Origin of the sequence: Nocardia sp. NPDC059236, assembly GCF_042754085.1 — a bacterium.
In the GTDB taxonomy this organism is placed as follows: Bacteria; Actinomycetota; Actinomycetes; order Mycobacteriales; family Mycobacteriaceae; genus Nocardia.
In genome coordinates, this window is the sequence record NZ_JBHZAF010000002.1 from 682,422 (window position 1) to 700,986 (window position 18,565).

Annotated in this window: 15 protein-coding genes; 10 read left to right on the forward strand and 5 right to left on the reverse strand. The window is 68.4% G+C overall.

Going from position 1 to position 18,565, the window contains the following annotated elements; all coding sequences use genetic code 11:
- The first annotated feature begins 69 nt into the window (after positions 1 to 69).
- From rsgA to ACFXIV_RS08320, 3 genes are read left to right on the forward strand one after another with little or no spacing between them, the layout of a single operon-like run.
- Complete coding sequence (rsgA, locus tag ACFXIV_RS08310; RefSeq protein WP_379393164.1) at positions 70 to 1,176, forward strand: ribosome small subunit-dependent GTPase A; 1,107 nt, start codon at positions 70 to 72, stop codon at positions 1,174 to 1,176.
- Positions 1,177 to 1,198: 22 nt separating this feature from the next.
- Positions 1,199 to 2,527 (forward strand): sensor histidine kinase, encoded by a 1,329-nt coding sequence (locus ACFXIV_RS08315; protein WP_379393162.1) that lies wholly within the window; start codon positions 1,199 to 1,201, stop codon positions 2,525 to 2,527.
- The gene (locus tag ACFXIV_RS08320) at positions 2,515 to 3,162 is read left to right on the forward strand and encodes a response regulator (RefSeq protein ID WP_379393160.1); all 648 of its coding nucleotides are present in this window, start codon (positions 2,515 to 2,517) and stop codon (positions 3,160 to 3,162) included. The genes ACFXIV_RS08315 and ACFXIV_RS08320 overlap by 13 nt, the downstream gene beginning before the upstream one ends.
- On the opposite strand, the gene ACFXIV_RS08325 is transcribed toward ACFXIV_RS08320, so the two are convergent.
- Positions 3,163 to 5,769, reverse strand: coding sequence for an alpha/beta fold hydrolase (locus ACFXIV_RS08325; protein ID WP_379393158.1), 2,607 nt, complete (start codon positions 5,767 to 5,769; stop codon positions 3,163 to 3,165). It abuts the gene before it with no gap.
- A gap of 264 nt (positions 5,770 to 6,033) precedes the next feature.
- Here ACFXIV_RS08325 and ACFXIV_RS08330 point away from each other — a divergent pair, with 264 nt between their 5' ends.
- Complete coding sequence (locus ACFXIV_RS08330) at positions 6,034 to 6,882, forward strand: SDR family oxidoreductase (protein WP_379393156.1); 849 nt, start codon at positions 6,034 to 6,036, stop codon at positions 6,880 to 6,882.
- 90 nt (positions 6,883 to 6,972) lie between these two features.
- On the forward strand, positions 6,973 to 7,815 hold the full coding sequence (locus tag ACFXIV_RS08335) for an SDR family NAD(P)-dependent oxidoreductase (RefSeq protein ID WP_379393154.1): 843 nt from the start codon (positions 6,973 to 6,975) through the stop codon (positions 7,813 to 7,815).
- Positions 7,816 to 7,874: 59 nt separating this feature from the next.
- Here ACFXIV_RS08335 and ACFXIV_RS08340 read toward each other — a convergent pair whose 3' ends face one another.
- Both ACFXIV_RS08340 and ACFXIV_RS08345 read right to left on the reverse strand, forming a co-directional pair.
- Positions 7,875 to 9,770: a glycosyltransferase gene (locus ACFXIV_RS08340; RefSeq protein WP_379393152.1), complete on the reverse strand. Its 1,896-nt coding sequence runs from the start codon at positions 9,768 to 9,770 to the stop codon at positions 7,875 to 7,877.
- A 129-nt stretch (positions 9,771 to 9,899) separates the two neighbouring features.
- Positions 9,900 to 10,397, reverse strand: a complete 498-nt coding sequence (locus tag ACFXIV_RS08345) for a GtrA family protein (RefSeq protein WP_379393150.1) — start codon at positions 10,395 to 10,397, stop codon at positions 9,900 to 9,902.
- A gap of 96 nt (positions 10,398 to 10,493) precedes the next feature.
- Between ACFXIV_RS08345 and ACFXIV_RS08350 the strand changes: the two genes are divergently transcribed.
- The 3 genes from ACFXIV_RS08350 (at position 10,494) to ACFXIV_RS08360 (ending at position 14,121) form a co-directional block, all read left to right on the forward strand.
- On the forward strand, positions 10,494 to 11,465 hold the full coding sequence (locus ACFXIV_RS08350; protein WP_379393148.1) for a glycosyltransferase: 972 nt from the start codon (positions 10,494 to 10,496) through the stop codon (positions 11,463 to 11,465).
- A gap of 62 nt (positions 11,466 to 11,527) precedes the next feature.
- Complete coding sequence (locus tag ACFXIV_RS08355) at positions 11,528 to 13,072, forward strand: DUF2142 domain-containing protein (protein WP_379393146.1); 1,545 nt, start codon at positions 11,528 to 11,530, stop codon at positions 13,070 to 13,072.
- The gene (locus ACFXIV_RS08360; protein WP_379393144.1) at positions 13,069 to 14,121 is read left to right on the forward strand and encodes a hypothetical protein; all 1,053 of its coding nucleotides are present in this window, start codon (positions 13,069 to 13,071) and stop codon (positions 14,119 to 14,121) included. Before ACFXIV_RS08355 ends, ACFXIV_RS08360 begins: the two co-directional genes overlap by 4 nt.
- Here the strand turns inward: ACFXIV_RS08360 and rfbB are convergent.
- On the reverse strand, positions 14,118 to 15,122 hold the full coding sequence (rfbB, locus tag ACFXIV_RS08365) for a dTDP-glucose 4,6-dehydratase (RefSeq protein ID WP_379393142.1): 1,005 nt from the start codon (positions 15,120 to 15,122) through the stop codon (positions 14,118 to 14,120). The two genes, ACFXIV_RS08360 and rfbB, sit on opposite strands and share 4 nt — an antisense overlap.
- Positions 15,123 to 15,556: 434 nt before the next feature.
- Between rfbB and ACFXIV_RS08370 the strand changes: the two genes are divergently transcribed.
- Entirely contained in the window at positions 15,557 to 16,264 is a 708-nt protein-coding gene (locus tag ACFXIV_RS08370; RefSeq protein ID WP_379393140.1) for a hypothetical protein, read from the forward strand.
- A gap of 169 nt (positions 16,265 to 16,433) precedes the next feature.
- On the opposite strand, the gene ACFXIV_RS08375 is transcribed toward ACFXIV_RS08370, so the two are convergent.
- Complete coding sequence (locus tag ACFXIV_RS08375) at positions 16,434 to 17,441, reverse strand: alpha/beta hydrolase (protein WP_379393138.1); 1,008 nt, start codon at positions 17,439 to 17,441, stop codon at positions 16,434 to 16,436.
- Positions 17,442 to 17,688: 247 nt separating this feature from the next.
- On the opposite strand from ACFXIV_RS08375, the gene rfbA reads away from it, so the two are divergent.
- Positions 17,689 to 18,564 (forward strand): glucose-1-phosphate thymidylyltransferase RfbA, encoded by an 876-nt coding sequence (gene rfbA, locus ACFXIV_RS08380; protein WP_379393136.1) that lies wholly within the window; start codon positions 17,689 to 17,691, stop codon positions 18,562 to 18,564.
- The last annotated feature ends 1 nt before the right edge of the window (position 18,565 follow it).

The window sequence follows — 18,565 nt, forward strand, 5'->3', positions numbered from 1 at the left end:
CGCGCATCCACCTCGAATTCCTCTCGCTGAGTCCGTGATTCGGGCTCGGCCCGTCAAAGGACTCCACACATGGCTTCGGTCGATTTCGACCTGCTCGTTCCCTATGGCTGGAACGCCGCCCTCGCCGCCGACTACCGGCCGCTGCTGGGTGACGATCTGATTCCGGCCCGCGTGATCCGCATGGATCGCAGTGAATGCGATATCGCCGCACCCCTTCCCACCGCCGACTACCGGAGCCGCCTGGCGGCCGCCGTGGTGCGGGCCCGGCTCCCCCGCTCGGATTCCGAGGTCAGCGGGCTGTGCACCGGCGACTGGGTGGCCATCGACGCCGGGCGCACCGTGCGCGCCCTGCTGCCACGCCGCACCGCCATCGTCCGGGCCGCCGTGTCCGGGCAGCCCGATACCCGCGCGAAATCGGCCGATCAGGTGCTGGCCGCGAATGTGGACACCGTGCTGGTGTGCACCGCCGGCGACGGGGATGTCGATCTCGGGCGCATCGAACGGCTGCTCGCGCTGGCCTGGGGATCCGGTGCCCAGCCGACCGTAGTGCTCACCAAAGCCGATCTGGCGCACGATATTCCGATCGAGGACGTCCGAGCCGCCGCGCCGGGCGTCACCGTGGTGGCGGTCAGCGCCACCGGTGGTGTCGGCATGGATGTGCTGACCTCGCTGCTCTCCGGCACGGTCGCATTGATCGGGCCCTCGGGCGCGGGCAAATCCACCCTCGCCAACGCGCTGCTCGGCGCGGAAGTCTTCGCCACCAACGCGGTTCGCGAGGGCGACAAGCGCGGCCGCCACACCACCGTGCACCGCGAACTGCGGCCACTGCCCGGCGGCGGCACCCTCATCGATACCCCGGGGTTGCGGTCGGTCGGGCTCTGGGATGCCGCCGAGGGGCTCGGGCGGACCTTCAGCGATATCGAATCCCTGTCCGGGCAATGCCGTTTCACCGACTGCTCGCACGAGAGCGAGCCGGGGTGCGCGGTGCTGGCGGCCATCGAATCCGGCGCGCTGCCCCGGCGTCGCCTGGACAGCTACCGCAAGCTGAGCCGCGAGAACGAATGGCTGGCCGCCCGCAGCGACGCGCGCATGCGCGCCGAGCGCACGAAGATCTGGAAGCAGATCAACAAGGACCAGCGCCGCATGTACAAGGAGCGCGGCGGCAAGCAGCGCTGACCGGATCAGTAGGTTTGGTGGCATGAGTGCCGACCCCATCCCGGAGCGCGGTCCCGTGGCCGTGCGGCGGTGGGTCGCGGGTCGGCTGCGGGCGCTGCCGGGGACCATCGGCTATTTGCTGGTCGGCGGCGCTACCGGCGTGGCGGCCACATTCGCCACGGTCGGTTTGCTCGTGGTGGCGGCCACCAGCCTCGGCGGAGTGGGCATTCCGGCGATTCCCGAATACCTGCGGCTGATCCGCCCACTGACCGAGTTCGAACGGCGGCGGGCGGGCAAGCGGCTGGGCGCGCCGATCGCGGTGACCTACCGGCCGATGACCGGCGGGCTCCGGCAACGGCTGGCCGGCGCCTTCCGGGATCCGGCGAACGGCCGGGACATCGCGTGGCTGTGCGTGCACGGGGTGCCCGGCATGGTGGTGGCGTTGTTCTCGATCGGACTGCCGTGGGGTGTGCTGAATCAGCTGGCGATTCCGGTGTATTGGCAGCTCGTGCCGCCGGGCACCGTCGACAGCTTCGGCTTCGTGGTCGATTCCTGGCCGCTGGCCGGGCTCAGCGCCCTCATCGCGATCCCCCTGGCGGCCCTGGTGCTCCGGCTGCCCACGGTGGCCCGCTGGCAGGCGCTGCTGGCACGGACGCTGCTCGGTCCGGCGCCGGGCACCGAGCTCGCGGTGCGGGTGGCGGAGTTGACCGCCACCCGGGCCGCCGCGCTCGACGCGCACGGGGCGGAACTGCGGCGCATCGAACGCGATCTGCACGATGGCGCGCAGGCGCGGATCGCGGCGGTCATCATGCAGCTCGGGCTGGCCGACCAACTGCGCGAACGGGATCCGGCCGCATCGTCCGACCTGGTACGCAAGGCGCAGGACACCGCCGAGGCCGCGTTGGCCGAACTCCGAGACGTGGTGCGGACGGTGTATCCGCCGGTGCTCGCGGATCGTGGTCTGGCGAGCGCGATTTCGGCGCTGGCCGCGCGCTCCCCGATTCCCGTCGAACTCGCTCTCGGCGGTACTGTCGCGCTGCGCCCGGGTACGACCGAGATAGCGGATTCGAGCAGATCGGGACCACGGTGGCCCGCGGCCGTCGAGGCGGCCGCGTATTTCGTCATCTCCGAGACGATCACCAATGCGACCAAACATTCCGGGGCCGAACATCTTCGGGTTTCCCTCGGAGGCGATGCCGGGCTGCTGGCCGTCGAGGTCCTGGACGACGGGGTCGGCGGGGCGCGGGAGACCGAGGGCGGCGGGCTGGCCGGGATCCGGCGGCGGGCCGAGGCGCTGGACGGGCGGATGCTGCTCAGCAGTCCGGCGGGCGGTCCTACTGTGGTGCGGGTGGAGCTGCCGTGCGGGTCGTGATCGCCGAGGATGATGCCCTGCTGCGGGAGGGGCTGGCGCTGCTGCTGCAGACGGCGGGGATCGAGGTGGTCGCCGCGGTCGACAATGCGGACGATTTTCTCGCGGTGGTGACCGCCGATCGGCCCGATGCCGTGGTCGTGGATGTGCGGCTGCCGCCCACCTTCACCGATGACGGATTGCGAGCCGCGGTGCGGGCCCGCGAGATTCACCCCGGCCTGCCGGTGCTGGTGCTCTCGGCCTGGGTCGAGGACAGCTATGCCGCCGAACTGCTCGGCGATGGGGCCGGCGGGATCGGATACCTGCTCAAGGAGCGGGTCGGGAAGGTGGATCGGTTCCTGGATTCGCTGCGGCGGGTCGCCGAGGGTGGGACCGCCATGGATCCGGAAGTGATCTCGCAGCTGCTGGTGCGGCGCAAGACCGACGATCCACTGGCAGCGCTGACCCCGCGGGAACGCGAGGTGCTGGCGCTCATGGCCGAGGGGCTCGACAACGCGACCATTGCCGAGCGCCTCGTGGTCACCGAAGGTGCTGTGCTCAAACACATTCGGAGCATCTTCGCCAAGCTGGGGCTGTTCGCCGACGAGGTGGGCCACCGGCGGGTGCTGGCCGTGCTCACCTATCTGAATGCCGGATGATCACTCGTCGCGACAGGTGAGGTCGGCGGCGGGCAGGGTGCCGTCGGCCAGATAGGCGTTCACGGCGTCGTACACGCAGGAATTCGGGTAGCGGCCGAGGATCGAGTGGATGGCGACGTCCTGCAACGTGACCATGCGAGAGCCGGTGAGCGCCCGGTGCATGGCAAGTGCTCCGCCGTAGTTGGTGCGGGTGTCGCCGGTGGCCTGGATGATCAGATTCGGCACCGAATTGCCCAGCGCGGTGGGGGATTCGGCGGGCGGGGCCCAGAACGCGCACGGCGTGATGTTGTTCGCCATCGCGCCGAAGACCGGCTGGGTGGTGCGGGAGGCTTCGATATTGCGCCGGTACCAGTCGGGGTCGCGGGGTGCGCCGACATCTCCGCAGAGGATGGCCATCTGGGGTGACATGTCGCGCGGCTGCGCGCGCAGCATCATGGCCAGCTTGCCCGCCAGATCCTCGTCCGGCCGCACCGGTTTCCCGTCGGCGGCGTCGGCCAGCTCCCGGATCTGCTGCGCGGCAAGACCGTAGTCGTGCGGTGAATTGAAGGCGATGTACAGCACAAGTGGCAGGGAATGCGCGTCGACGTCGTAGTCGCCGATCCGGATCGGCTGGGCGGCAGCGTGTTCGATCAGCCGCTCGACCAGGCCACGCACGGCCGCGCCGGTGGTGCCGAGGTGATATTCGTCGTCGCGTTGTGCGGTCCAGGTCGCCCAGGCATCCAGTGCGGCCTCGTTGGGCGAGCCCATGTCCTGCACCATGCCGACCGCACCGTAGCGGTCCGGGTCCACGCTGCCGTCCAGCACCATTCGGTCGGAACGATCCGGGAACATCTGCATGTACACCGCACCCAGGTAGGTGCCGTAGGAGGTGCCCACATAGCTGATCTTGGTTTCGCCGAGCACCGTACGAATCACGTCCATGTCCCGAGCGGTATTGCGAGTCGTGAAGTGCGGCAGGCGCTCTCCTTCCGCCGTGGCGCAGCGCGCCGCCAGATCGGCTTGGTCGGCGACGGATTCGGCGAACCCCTTGGCATCGATACCGGCGAACTGCAGGCCGAAACCGTGCGGCCAGTGGCAGTTCACCGCCGAGGAGCGGCCGACACCGCGCGGGTCCATCCCGATCAGGTCGTAGCGGGCGCGGACCTCGGGGGTCATGGCCTTGCTCGTCTCCACGAAGTAGTCCAGGCCCGCGCCGCCGGGACCGCCCGGGTTGGACAATATGACACCGCGCCGCTGGGCCGGATCGGTGGCGGGGATGCGCGAGATGGCGACGGTGATCGTGCGGCCTTGCGGCTCGGCATAATTCAGCGGCACGGTGACATCGGCACACTGCGCGCCCATCTCGTCCAGGCCCGGCGCATCGCAGGACTTCCAGGTGAGCGTCTGGTGGTAGTAGCTGTCCAAGGGCTCGGCCGCGGTGGCGCGATCGCAGATGGCGGCATCGAACAGCTGCGACACCGCGTCGGAGCCGGCATCATCGGCCGCGAGCTGATTGACGGTCACCACGACGGCGGTGCCGTCGGATGCCACGCCATTGCGGGTGCCGAAGCCGGGAATGCTGCCGCCGTGGCCCCACACCTGCTTGCCGCAGGAGACCGGGTGGTGGATCAGGCCGAGTCCGTAGCCGGACCCGGGTTCGCCACGGTCCCAGGGGACGGTCTGTTTCATCTCGTCCAAGAGGGCCGCGGGCAGCAGTTTCCCGGCGAGCAGGGCGGTGAAGAATCGGTTCAGGTCGGCGGGGGTGGCGACCATCGCGCCCGCGGTGTCGGCCCAGGACGGGTCCAGATCGGTGAAATCGATACGCTTGCCGTCGGTTTCCTGATACCCCCGCGAATGCGGGCCCCGGATGCCGGTCTCCCGCGCGTCCGGGAAGTAGGTGTCGCGCAGACCCAGCGGTTCCAGGATGCGGCTGCCGATCTCGGCGGCCGCCGGGCGACCGGTGACCTTTTCGATCAGCATGCCCAGCACGATGTAGTTGGTGTTGGTGTAGACCGAGCGCGCGCCGGGCTCGAAGCGCGGCGGCATGGTCATGGCGATGCGCACCAGGTCCGCGGGTTCGTAATGGCCCCAGCGGATTCCCTCGGTGTCGGCCGTCAGCTGCGGGGAGCCGGGCACGGGGGTCGGCTCGGGTCGGCCGCCCGCCAGGTAGTCGGGCAGGCCGCTGGTGTGCTGCAGCAGCTGGCGGACCGTGACGCGGTTGCCGTCATTGCCATTGCCCCGCACCACGCCCGGCAGGTAGCGCTCGATCGGGGCGTCCAGTTCGACCTTGCCCTCGCCGGCCAGTTGCAGCACCACGGTGGCGACGAAGGTCTTGGTATTGCTGCCGATCCGGACCCGGGCATTGTCGGGGATGGGTGCGCCGGTCTCCAGGTCGCCGGCGCCGGCGGTGAGGACGTGATGGCCGTCGGGGCCGTCGATGACGACCTGGGCGCCCGGGAAGCCGCTGCGGATCACGGCGTCGAGGGCCTGCGTGACGGTGCGGTACAGCTCCTTGCGCGCCGGCTCACCACTGCCGGATTCGGTGCCGCACGCTTGGGCCGCGAGTACCGCCAGCACTCCGAAACCGGCCAGCACGACTCGGCCGCGCGGCCGCCGCAATGCGCTCATGGAAGGCATTCCTCCTGTTCAGGCCGGGTTCTCCGGCCTGTTCGAGCCTAGGAACGCGGGGGCCGGCGGCCCATGCCCCGCGCACCCGGATCGAGGTCGCGCCCGGTACCGCGGCGGAGGTGGTGCCAGCGCTACCTATATGCACCTTGTTGCATATAGGTTATTTCTCACCTACTGTTCGAGTTGGGAGAATTTCCGCCCCACTCGGCCTCCGAGACGCGGATGATCGAACCCGGGGCGACACACAGCAGACGGGAGCGGACTATGACCGACGCATCGAAGCAGCTGGCGGGCCGGACCATGATCATGTCGGGCGGGAGTCGCGGCATCGGGCTGGAGATCGCCAAGCGGGCGGCGGCCGACGGCGCGAACATCACCATCATCGCGAAAACCGATGCGCCACATCCGAAATTGCCCGGCACCATCCATACCGCGGCGGCCGAGCTGGAGCAGGCGGGCGGCACCGTGCTGAAGTACCTCGGCGATGTGCGCGACGACGAGGCGGTGGCGGACGCGGTCCAGCAGACCGTCGAGCGCTTCGGCGGCATCGACATGGTGGTGAACAATGCCTCGGCCATCGATCTGTCCCCCACCGAGTCCCTGCCGATGAAGAAGTACGACCTCATGCAGGACATCAACTGCCGCGGCAGTTTCCTGCTGTCCAAGCTCAGCATCCCGGCGCTGCGGGAATCCGCCGAGGCAGGTCGCAATCCGCACATCCTCACCCTGTCACCGCCGCTGAACCTGGATCCGAAGTGGGCGGGCACGGCGCTGGGCTACACCATCGCCAAGTACGGAATGTCGCTCACCACACTGGGTTTGAGCGAGGAACTGCACAAGTACGGGATCGGCGTGAACTCGCTGTGGCCGCGCACCACCATTGCCACCGCGGCGGTGAAGAACCTGCTCGGCGGCGAGGAGATGGTCGCCACCTCCCGCACGCCGGACATCTACGCCGACGCCGCCTACCTGGTACTCACCTCGCCCGCCAAGGACACCACCGGCAACTTCTTCATCGACGACGAGGTCCTTGCCTCGCACGGGATCACGGATCTCGACAAGTACCGGGTGGTGCCCGGCGACGGCCCGCTCACCACCGACCTGTTCCTCTGACCTCGATCGGCGGCCTCGGCTGAGCTCGCTCAGCCGAGGTCGGCTGGCGCACAAGGGAATACGTGCGATCGTGCGTGGTTGACCGGACACATGAGCATTGCCCTCGTAACAGGTGCGAACCAAGGGCTGGGGCGGGCCGTCGCGGCTCTGCTGGCCGAGCGGCTCGAAGCCGGATCCACCATCTATGTCACCGGACGCAACGCCGAGCGGGTCGCGGAGGCGGCGGCCGGGATTCCCGGTGCGGCGCCGCTGGTGCTGGATGTCGGCGATGACGAGAGTGTGGCGGCCGCGGCCCGGCTGGTCCGGGAGCGGCACGGCGGAATCGACATCGTGGTGTCCAACGCGGCGGCGCGGCGCACCGCGGAACGCAGTGACGCCGAGACGATTCGCGAGTTCGTGAACACCAATAACCTCGGCGCCACCCGCATGGTCCGCGAGTTCGGACCGCTGCTGCGGCCCGGCGGGCGATTCCTGGTCGTGGCGAGCGCTTTCGGCAGCCTGCGCTATCTGGATCCGAGCCTGCACCACCTGTTCGACACCGACGTCATGACCCTCGACGACCTCGATCGGGTCATGCTCGAGTACGCCGAGCTGGTCGAGAACGGCAAGGACCGCACGGCGGGCTGGCCGGAGTCCGTCAACTACCCGTCCAAGATCGGCCAGGTCGCCGCGGTCCGGATCTTCGCCCGGGAGGCGGGCCGCGATGTCTTCATCGGCGCGGCCTGTCCGGGTTTGGTGGATACCGAGGCCTCGCGGCCGTGGTTCACCGATATGTCGCAGGCGCAGCCGCCCGAGGCGGCGGCGGTGGATGTGGTGTCGCTGCTGGTGGATCCGGTGAATCCGGCCTTCGCGGGGCAGCTCGTCCAGCATCGGGTGGTGATCGGCTGGGCTGCCACCGAGGATGGCGGTCCGGAGCAGCCCGGCCGCCGCTGAGACGAAACACGGCCCGGGACACGGGGTCCCGGGCCATGGTCAGGCGAATATCCTGGCCGCTAGTCGATTCCGTAGAGACGTTCCCAGTTCTCGCGGCTGGTGAGTTCCGGCATGGCGGCTCGCCAGCGGCGCTGCAGGTCGGGGAGGTCCTTGCGGAGCTGCCGGAGCACGCGGACGGTGCGGAGCAGCAGGCGGCGGGCGGTTTCCTTGTCGCGCACGCGGACCCGGATGCCGGACTGGGAGGCGTCGGTGACGACCACGTGGTTGAACAGGCCGACGTGCCACCAGTGCGCGTCCTCGCGGGTGACCGCGACCGGGCCGGGGATGACGCGGCCGGTCCACTGGTTGAGGGCGCGCTTGTAGAGCACCAGCAGCGGGTGACTCGGCTCGCCGCCGGCGCGGCGAACGTGCAGGTGCGCGTTCGGGACCGGGGAGGTGGCGGCCGGATGCTTGACCGTCTCCGGGTAGTCCGAGCGCGAGCCGCGGGCCTTGGCCAGCGCCTCGATACCGCCGTCGCGCAGGATCTCCGGACCCCGCAGGTAGTCCTCGATGCCCTGCAGGGTGGTGTGCGCCAGGCCGTACTGCATGCCGACCAGGTACTCACCGATCTCCCGGAGCAGCTGGCGGGTAATGGATTTCCCGTCCAGGTCGTGGTGCAGCGAGGAGACGATGAGCGAGTTGCGCGAGGAGAAGTAGCGCGCCCAGTCATCGAAGTCCTTCCAGTAGAAGTCGGCGTGCCACACCGCGGCGTTGGGCAGGGTGACGGTGACGAAACCGTTCTCCCGCGCGCGGAGGCCGTATTCCACGTCGTCCCACTGGAAGAAGATCGGCACCGGCAGCCCGATCTTCTTGACCACCTCGGCCGGGATCAGGCAGGTCCACCAGGCCTGGTAGCCGGCGTCCACGCGGCGTTCCTGGTGCTTCTTGAGCATGCTGGTGTTGCGCAGCGCCTTGGCCACCTTCTGGCCGTGGCGCAGCTTGTCCAGATTCGTCTCCTCCGCACCGACATTCAGGTAGTCGGGGTTGAACAGGAACAGCATCTGCGCGCCCACCAGGGTGGGCTCCACGGTCAGGTTGGCGAAGGCGTTGAGTCGCAGCACCGTTTCCGGCTCGCACAGGATGTCGTCGTCCATGAGGATGACGTCGGCGTGCTCGTTGGCGCCCGACACCTCGTAGAGGCCGCGCGTGAAGCCGCCCGCGCCACCGAGATTCGGCTGCCGGATGTAGCGCAGCTTGTCGCCGAACTTCGGCCGGGTCTCGGTGAACAGCGTCTGGTCCTGCACCAGGTCGGTGCCCTGGTCGACCACGTAGACGGCGTCGATGAGCGACAGCACGGTCGGGTCGGAGGCCAGGGCCGCAACGGTATCGGCGCAGTCCGCGGCGCGGTTGAAGGTGCAGATGGCGATGGCCACCGGGCGCACCTGCTCGGGCGCGGCCGCGGTCCACTCCAGATCGGTGATCACGGCCTCGCCGCCGAGGGCCTCGATCTCCAGCCACAGCGCGCCGCCGTCGATGTACATGTCCAGCGGTGCGCGCAGCACCACCCGTCCGGTCTCCTTGACCACGGCGGTGTCGACCACCCGGCGGTGCCCGGCGATATCGGAGGCGGCCAGCCGGATCCGTACCTTGCCGGTCGCCTCGAGGGTCATGCCCACCTCGACCTCGGTGACCTTGGTCCAGCGCTGCCAGTAGGCGGCGGCGAAGCGCCCGAAGTAGGTGTTGGTGTTGACCGACGCACCCTTTTCCAGGCGTAGCATCTGCCGCTCGCGGGTGACCTTGCCCTTGGCCACCGCGTACAGGTCGTCGCTGATCTTCGGCGCGGGTCCGCAGAAGATGCCGCGGGCCAGCACCAGTCGCTCCGGCGCGGTGTGTTCCGCGCGCAGGGTGGTGGGAGCCTCCTCAGCGTTCTCCCGGTCCTCGGTTTCGGTCACGGCCTGCCCAGCCGACGCATCCATGAATCCCTCGACATCCTTTGAATACTTAAGACACCGGCTCATCCGACGTGGTCGCACCGCCACTGTCACTGTCTTGCTCGGCGGGGCGAGAATATCAATCGCCATTCGCCGCGGCAGCGCGAACCCGCGCTAACGGGCGTCCTCGCGTGTTCCGGTGAAGACGAATTTCCCATAGGCCCAGAATCGGAAACCCATGGCCACCGCCTGGCCGATGAGTGTCCCGGAAACGTTGTCCGCCAACGGACTGTCCAGTCCGAGAACGTAGCGTGAAAATCCGAGACACCCCAGCTGCAGGCCGATGGCCAACACATTCAGCAGCGCGTAGACGAGGATGTGCCGCGCCCCGGTATCGCCCCGATGGTCGGAGTAGGTCCACCACTTGTTGCCGAAATAGGTGACCACCGTGGCCACCCCGATCGAGATGATCTTGGCGACCAGCGGGGCGTGGAACAGCGGGCCCTCGCCGCCGACGAAGACCAGCAGGTTGTAGGTGCCCGCATCGACCACGAAGCCGATCGCGCCGACCACCAGAAATGCCCCGCCCCGCTGCAGCAGGGCCCGGACCTTGCCGGTCAGAGAGGCGTTCGGGGTGGGTTCATCCACCGCCGTGGACTCGTTCGCAGGCACCGGCCGACGGTACCGCAACCCGCCGCACCCCTATGCCTGTGAAGGTCGGGTACCCTCCCGGTGTTCATATTCGCCTCCGATCAGAGGATTGACCGGGTGGACTCCACCGAGCTTCGTATTGCCGCCATTGTGCCGTGCCACAACGAAGAGGCCGCCGTCGCGAAGGTCGTCACCGACCTCAAGGCCGCCGTCCCGGGCATAGTCGTCTACGTCTACGACAACCTGAGCACGGACGCCACCGCCGACAAGGCGCGCGCGGCCGGGGCGATCGTGCGGACCGAGAACCGCAAGGGCAAGGGCAATGTGGTGCGGCGGGCCTTCGCCGACATCGAGGCCGATGTGTACCTGATGGTCGACGGCGACGACACCTACGACGCCGCCGCGGCCCCCGAGATGATCCGCACCCTGCTGGCGGGCCCGTACGACCACGTGCTGGGCGTGCGCCGCGAGGTCGAGGCCGGTTCGGCGTACCGGGCCGGGCACGAGACCGGCAACAAGATCCTCAATGGCGTGGTGGGCAAGGTCTTCGGTGAGAACGTCGAGGACATGCTCAGCGGCTACCGGGTCTTCTCGCGCCGATTCGTGAAGTCGTTCCCGGCGGTGTCGCGGGAGTTCGAGATCGAGACCGAGCTGACCGTGCACTCGCAGCACCTGAGGGTCCCGCAAACGGCGGTTCCGGTCGGATTCCGTGATCGTCCCGCGGGCAGCGAGTCCAAGCTGCGCACCTACAGCGACGGCTTCAAGATCCTGCGCCTGATCATCGGCCTGGCCCGGCACGAGCGGCCGGTCGCCTTCTACGGCTTGTTCGGCACGCTGGCCTGGATCGTCTCGGTCATCCTCATCACGCCGATCGTGATCGAGTTCTATGAGATTCACCAGGTCCCGCGGTTCCCGACGCTGTTCCTGGGCTTCACGCTGCTGCTGCTCGGCAGCCTGGCCTGGACCGCCGGCCTGATCCTGGACGGCATCCGCCGCTCCCGGCACGAGGCCGCCCGCCTGATGTACCTGCGTTATTCGGCGGTCGGCGAGACCGGCCCCGATGCCCGGCCGGGCGGTTCGCTGCGATGACGGTGCGGCTTGCCGGGCAGAATCCCGACGGCAAAGCAGAATCGGACACCGTGGTAACCGAAGTGAACGACAGCACGACCATCCCAGCCCCGGCATCGGCCCCGGCCGCTCCCGCGCCGAAGACGGCCGGGCTGCGGCGTGCGGTGATCGGCATCGAGCGGCGGTTCGGTTCGGCCGCCGTGGTTTTCGTGCTGATCGCCGGCATCTTCGGTGCGGTGTGGTCGGTGCTGACGCCCCCGTTCTGGGGCCACGACGAGATCACCCAGTTCGGCCGGGCCTACCAGGTCGCGCACGGCGGCTTCCTGCCCGAGAAGATCCATGACGATCGCGGGCCGGCGTGGGGCGGCGACGTGCCGGTCAGCATCGACGCGCTGATGAGCTACGCCTTCAACGACTATCAGGACAACCCGGATGAGCCGGAGCCCATGGTCGAGGATCCGCACGTCTACGACCAGCTGGGCGGGGCCGCGGTCTCCGATCAGACCAAGCAGGTGTGGTTCACCAATACCGCGGCCTACTCCCCGGTTCCGTATCTGCCGCCCGCCGCGGGCATCCGCATCGCCGAGACCTTCGACCTCAGTGTCGGCGGCATGGTGCTGGCCACCCGCTGGGCCGGGCTGATCGCCTACCTGGTGATCGTCGGTTTCGCGCTGCGCGTGCTGCGCGGCCACCGCGTGCAGTGGCTGGCCTTCACCGTCGCGGTGCTGCCCATCGCGCTGTTCCAGGCCGGGACCGTCACCGCGGACACCGTCACCAATGCGCTGGCGCTGCTGGTGTCGGCGCTGGTGGTGAAGGGCCTGTTCCTCGGTGAGCGACTGACCCGGCCGGAGACGGTGGCCGCGCTGGCCACCACCGTGCTGCTGCCGGTGTGCAAGCCGACCTACGTCCTGATCGCCATGCTCACCGTGCTGATCCCCGTGCGCCGCTTCGGCTTCGGCGGCGCCGAGCGGATCGCCGTGTGGCAGCGGGTGCTGCCGTGGGCGGCCGCGGGCGTCGGCGCGATCTCGTTCGCGGTGTGGATGAAGATCGCCGCCCCGACCGGTGACGGCATGAGCCTGATGCGGCCCGAGAAGCAGTGGGGCACCGTGCGTCCGGGCGACCAGCTGCACGGCATCCTCACCGACCCGTTGCACTTCCTGCGGATATTCGGCGACAGCATCGCCCGCCGCGACCAGCACTGGTTCACCCAGTTCTTCGGCGAGCTCGGCTTCTCCTACGTCGAGGTGCCCGCGCTCACCATCCTGGCGAGCATGCTGGCCTTCACCATGAGCATCGGTGCGGCCGAGCGCTTCCCGGCGCGCGGCGCGGACCGCACGCGCACCTGGCTGGTGCTGCTGACCATCGCGGCCAGCGTGGCCATGATCTACGTGACGCTGTACATGTCCTTCACGCCGGTCGGCTACTTCATCATCGACGGAGTGCAGGGCCGCTACTTCGTGCCACTCGCGGTACTGGGCCTGGCGGTGGTGCTGCGCTGGATGCCGCTGCGGCTCACCGGCGCCGCGGGCCGGGTCCCGGTGCGCGGCGCGGCGATCACGGTGGTGGCGGCCACCTCGGTGGCGCTCATCGCTGCGGTGATCAAGTATTCGACTATCGTCTGGGGATGACCCGCTGGGGAGTCCGATGGCGTCGATGGTCACGGGCGCGGCGAATTGCCATGGTGTTGCTGATCATTGTCGCCATCCTGCTGACTCCCGTTGCGGCGGCCGCAGTGTTCCTGCGCCTGCAGGACGCCGGCACCCTGCGCGGCGATGCCCGCACCCGCGGCCACGACGCCGTCTGGCTGGGGCACGCCTGGGTCGACGGCCGCAAATCCGACGCCGATATCGCCCAGCTGGGAATGCTGCTGGCCGGGACCGGAATCAAGGATCTCTACGTGCACACCGGGCCGCTCGACAATGACGGCACGCTGTCTCCCCAGCTCTATCCACAGGCCCGCTGGTTCCTCGAGGCCGTACATCGGACGCTGCCCGGAATTCGTGTACAGGCGTGGCTCGGAGATGTGCTCACTCCCGAATTCGACGGTCTGAATACCGATGATCCGGGGACTCGCGATCATGTCGTCACGACATCGTCGCAGGTACTCGATCTCGGATTCGACGGTATTCACTTCGATTTCGAACCGGTGCGCTCGGGATCGGGCGGCTACATCACCATCCTGGATCGGGTCCACGCCGTCACTTCGGCCCGGCACGCGCTGCTGTCGGTCTCCGCTCCGGTTATCGATCCGCTACCCGGATTGCATTCGCTCGGCGTGGCCTTGTTCGATCACGGGAAATGGTGGTCGCAAGCCTATTTCGCGGAGGTGGCCCGGCGCGTGGATCAAATCGCCGTGATGTCCTATGACACCGCCATGCCGACCCGCGCACTGTACGGCGGATATGTCGCGCAGCAGACCGGTCTGGCCCTGCAGGTCACGCCGCCCGGCACGGATCTGCTCATGGGACTGCCCGCTTTCCGGGCCGAGAACGCGGCCCATCACGGTGCGGCCGAAACCGTCGCCGCCGCGCTGCGCGGCGTGCGCCTGGGGCTGGGCCGCACCGCGCGCGACCGCCGGACGTTCGGGGTCGCGCTCTACGTGGATTTCGCGGCCACTCAACAGGATTGGGCCGACTACCGGCAGGACTGGGCCCAGTCCGCCGTCCTCAGCGGCTAGATGACCTTTTCACCCGCGGCGACGTAGGCGGATTCGGTCCCGGCCTTCTGTGGGCGCCACCAGGATTCGTTGTCGCGGTACCAGTCGATGGTGGCCGCCAGGCCCTGACGGAAATCGTGGTACCGCGGCTCCCAGCCGAGTTCGGTGCGCAGCAGGGAGGCGTCGATGGCATAGCGCAGATCGTGGCCGGGACGGTCGGTGACGTGATCGAAATCGTCTGGGGCACGGCCGAATGCCTCCAGAATCAGCTCCACCACGGACTTGTTGTCCCGCTCGCCGTCCGCGCCGATCAGATAGGTCTGGCCGATGCGCCCGCGCTCCAGGATTTCCCAGACCGCGCTGTTGTGATCGTCCACGTGGATCCAGTCGCGCACCTGGTGACCCGCGCCGTAGAGGCGGGGGCGGACACCGTCGATGAGATTGGTGATCTGCCGCGGGATGAACTTCTCCACATGCTGGTAGGGCCCATAGTTGTTGGAGCAGTTGGAGATTGTGGCCCGCACCCCGAACGATCGCACCCAGGCGCGGACCAGCATGTCGCTGGAGGCCTTGCTGGCCGAGTACGGACTCGACGGGTTGTAGGGGGTGTTCTCGCCGAATGCCGAGGGGTCGTCGAGTTCCAGATCGCCGTACACCTCGTCGGTGGAGATGTGGTGATAGCGCACCTGATGGCGGCGCACCGCCTGGAGCAGCGAATAGGTGCCGACGATATTGGTCTGGACAAACGGCCACGGGTCGGCCAGCGAATTGTCGTTGTGCGATTCGGCGGCGAAATGCACCACCGCGTCCACGCCGCCCACCAGGCGATCCACCAGCGCGGTGTCGGCGATGTCGCCGTGCACGAACTCGATTCGGTCCGCAACCGGGTCGAGTGAGGCGCGGTTGCCCGCATAGGTGAGTTTGTCCAGCACGGTGACTTGCACGCCGGGACGCGCAGTCACGGTCTGGTGAACGAAGTTCGCGCCGATGAACCCGGCGCCGCCGGTTACGAGCAGTCGCACAGGGAAACACTACGTCGGCCGGGGCGAAGGCCCGCGATGGGTACGGGAAGTTGCTTCCTTTACACCAGCCGGGCGGTCGTTGTGCGCGGAATCGGACATCCGGTTGAAACAAACGCACGTAATTGAAACGCGGCCACTCGGTCGAAATGTCGGAATTCCACGGTCCTGCCGCGATATTCGTGCGACCAGCGTCACGACTTTCCACACGACGCGTGTGAGCTTCATCACACGGACTGCTCCGGGTAACGATCAGGCGGATCGTATATCTGCGCTAAAACCTTTCCCTTGCAGCGTGTTTCCACTACCTTGCAGACCGCGCGATCGTCTTGGTGAACAAAATTTGAACGGACGGACACGATGGGTTCACCGCTCGTTAGCTGTTCTCCATTTCGATTCGACGTGTCCCCCCGAGCTCTCCGATGAGGTTTCTACAAATGCTGATGAGGAAATTCGCCGCCACCGCGGCGCTGGCCGTAGCGGCCGTGGCCATCACCGCCGGCACCGTGAACGCCGCGCCGGCCGCCAACGACGCGCCGATCAACTACACCGCCACCAACTCCGGAACCAACACCGTCATCCGCACGGATGCCGGTTCCATGGTCGTCGAGGACGGCAACTTCGAGATCAAGGCCGCCAACGGCAACATCGTCGCCGGTATGCCGCTGAAGGTCCAGGTGGACGACTTCACCTTCCCGATCGCCGCGGAGATCTCGGACCACACCGCGACCCTGACCCCGCAGTACGACATGGACCACGCGGTCTACACGCCGGGCAACGTCAAGGACGTCGCGCTGCCGTACGAGGACCAGGCTCCGTGGAAGTCGGACTACGACCGTGAGCAGGCCGCCTGGAACCGCATGAAGGACACCATCGCCACCGGCGCCACCATCGGCACCCTGGTCGGCGGTCTCGGCGGCGCGGCCGTCGGTTGCGTCCTCGGCTTCGGCCTCGCGGGCGTCGCCACCGCTCCGGTCGCGGCTCTGTTCGGTGCCGGCCCGATCGTCGGTTGCCTCGGTGGCGCTGCCGCCGTCGGCTTCCTGGGCACCCTGGCGGGTCAGCTGTTCGTGACCGCGCCGGTCGCCATCGCCGCCGCGATCCAGTACTTCTCCACCATCAACGAGCCGCACATCCAGTCCAAGTAAGCGGTCCGCTGCATCACGAAACCCCCGCCCGGAGCATCCGGGCGGGGGTTTCGCCGTCTCCGGGAACAGCGGCGGCGGAACAGATGTGGGGCCCGAGATCGGCGCCCCGAGCCCCACATCATCAATCAGGCTGCACCCCACCCGAATCGATCGGGCCGCACCCATCCGATCACGCCGTGCGGGCGACCTGCCCGGCCTCGATGCGGTCGCGGACGAAGCGGGCCACGTGGGCCAGGGCGGCCCGGCTCTCCGGCATGGCGGGGAAGATGGCCATGAAGGCGTGCACCTGGCCGCGCCAGATCTCGAGCGTGGCGGGCACGCCGGACTGGGCCAGGCGCTGGGCCATGATCTCGCTGTCGCGACGCAGCACCTCGTCCTCGGCGACGATGAGCAGCGCGGGCGGCAGGCCGGCCAGCACATTGTTGACCGGCGACAGCCGCGGATCCAGGCGGCCGTTCACCTCGGCGCCCAGCTTGATCACGGACTCCAGCGCGGACAGCGGGATCAGCGCGTCGCGGCGGTAGTTGGGGTGGGCGCGCTTCTCGGTGCAGTCCAGGTCCAGTGCGGGGCACAGCCCGACCAGTCCGGCGGGGACGGGCAGTCCGGCGTCGCGGGCGCGCAGGGCGGTGGCGAAGGTCATGTAGCCGCCCGCGGAGTCACCGGCGAACACCACCTTCGAGGCCGGGACGCCGTGCGCCAGCAACCATTTGTAGGCGGTCAGGCAGTCGGTGACGGATCCGGCGATATCGGTCTCGGGCAGCTGCCGGTACTCCACGCTCACCACCGGCAGCCCGGTGCGCCGGGCGATGGCCGCGACCACGGGGCGGTGGGTGTCGAGCCCGCACAGAAAGAAGCCACCGCCGTGCATGTACAGGACCGCGCCGTCGCGCAACGCCTTGCGGGCCCCGGCGGGCCGGACGATCTCCATGCGGAAGCCATTGAGCCGTACCTGTTCCCGCTCCACTCCCCGCGGAGCCGGGCGCAGCTTGGCCAGGCTGTTGATCACGGTGCTGGCCACCGGCATGGATGCGACGGTGACGGGCACCAGCTCGCCGGCCGGACGGATCATGGTGCGAGCCACCACTGTCAGCGCACGGGCGGCGGCACTGGTCCGGTTCGGGTTCTGGACGGGGACGTCCTCGTGGGCCGTTTCGCTGACAGGCCGTTCGTGAGCCATCGCGCACCTACCTCGTTGTTGGCGCGCCGAGCCGTTCGTCCGGAGCGACCGATACGTTGGCTCGGCACCCGGCGCGCGAGAGTCGGCGCTGACATCTCACATAGCGTCATTTCAGAACACCATGAGAACGTGACCTACGCAACAGATATCGCCGTATCCGCGCGTACGTAAACGGCCGTGATCGATTCGAAGTCCAGTCGGAACCTGACCGCCGCGCTCCGCCATCGAGCTGGCAGACTGTCGTGACATGCGCGGAATCATCCTGGCCGGGGGCACCGGATCGCGGTTGCACCCGATCACGCGCGGGGTGAGCAAACAGCTGGTCCCGGTGTACGACAAACCGATGGTGTACTACCCCCTGTCCACCCTCATGCTGGCGGGGATCCGGGACATCCTGGTGATCACCACTCCCGAGGACGCCGACGCCTTCGCCCGGCTGCTCGGCGACGGCAGCCGGTTCGGCGTGTCCATCTCCTATGTGGTGCAGCCGAAACCGGACGGGCTGGCCCGCGCCTTCGTGCTGGGCGCCGACCACATCGGCACCGAGAAAGCCGCGCTGGTGCTGGGCGACAACATCTTCCACGGCCCGGGCCTGGGCACCCAGCTGCAGAACTTCCACGACCTGGACGGCGGCGCGGTCTTCGCCTACCGGGTCTCCGACCCCACGGCCTACGGCGTGGTCGAATTCGCCGAGGGCCGGGCCATTTCCATCGAGGAGAAGCCCAAGGCGCCGCGCTCCAACTACGCGATTCCGGGGCTCTACTTCTACGACAACGATGTGCTCGCCATCGCGCGCGATCTGAAGCCGTCGGACCGCGGCGAATACGAGATCACCGATATCAACCGCACCTATCTGGAGCAGGGCCGGCTGCACGTGCAGGTGCTGGCCCGCGGCACCGCCTGGCTCGACACCGGTACCTTCGACTCCCTGCTGGACGCCGCCAATTACGTGCGCACCATCGAGGAGCGCCAGGGCCTCAAGATCGGCGTGCCGGAGGAGGTGGCCTGGCGGCTCGGCTTCATCGGCGACGATGAACTCACCCGGCTGGCCGAACCCCTGGTGCGCTCGGGCTATGGAAAGTACCTGCTGGGCCTGCTGGACCACGGGCGAAGCTGGGAGTAGG

What these genes read in the sequence shown, in the direction of transcription:
- ACFXIV_RS08375 (WP_379393138.1), bottom strand. Translation starts at nt 17,441, where the DNA reads ATGGCTCACGAACGGCCTGTCAGCGAAACGGCCCACGAGGACGTCCCC.
- ACFXIV_RS08360 (WP_379393144.1), top strand. Translation starts at nt 13,069, where the DNA reads ATGACCCGCTGGGGAGTCCGATGGCGTCGATGGTCACGGGCGCGGCGA.
- rfbA (WP_379393136.1), top strand. Translation starts at nt 17,689, where the DNA reads ATGCGCGGAATCATCCTGGCCGGGGGCACCGGATCGCGGTTGCACCCG.
- ACFXIV_RS08315 (WP_379393162.1), top strand. Translation starts at nt 1,199, where the DNA reads ATGAGTGCCGACCCCATCCCGGAGCGCGGTCCCGTGGCCGTGCGGCGG.
- ACFXIV_RS08335 (WP_379393154.1), top strand. Translation starts at nt 6,973, where the DNA reads ATGAGCATTGCCCTCGTAACAGGTGCGAACCAAGGGCTGGGGCGGGCC.
- ACFXIV_RS08340 (WP_379393152.1), bottom strand. Translation starts at nt 9,770, where the DNA reads ATGGATGCGTCGGCTGGGCAGGCCGTGACCGAAACCGAGGACCGGGAG.
- rsgA (WP_379393164.1), top strand. Translation starts at nt 70, where the DNA reads ATGGCTTCGGTCGATTTCGACCTGCTCGTTCCCTATGGCTGGAACGCC.
- ACFXIV_RS08330 (WP_379393156.1), top strand. Translation starts at nt 6,034, where the DNA reads ATGACCGACGCATCGAAGCAGCTGGCGGGCCGGACCATGATCATGTCG.
- ACFXIV_RS08370 (WP_379393140.1), top strand. Translation starts at nt 15,557, where the DNA reads ATGCTGATGAGGAAATTCGCCGCCACCGCGGCGCTGGCCGTAGCGGCC.
- ACFXIV_RS08325 (WP_379393158.1), bottom strand. Translation starts at nt 5,769, where the DNA reads ATGAGCGCATTGCGGCGGCCGCGCGGCCGAGTCGTGCTGGCCGGTTTC.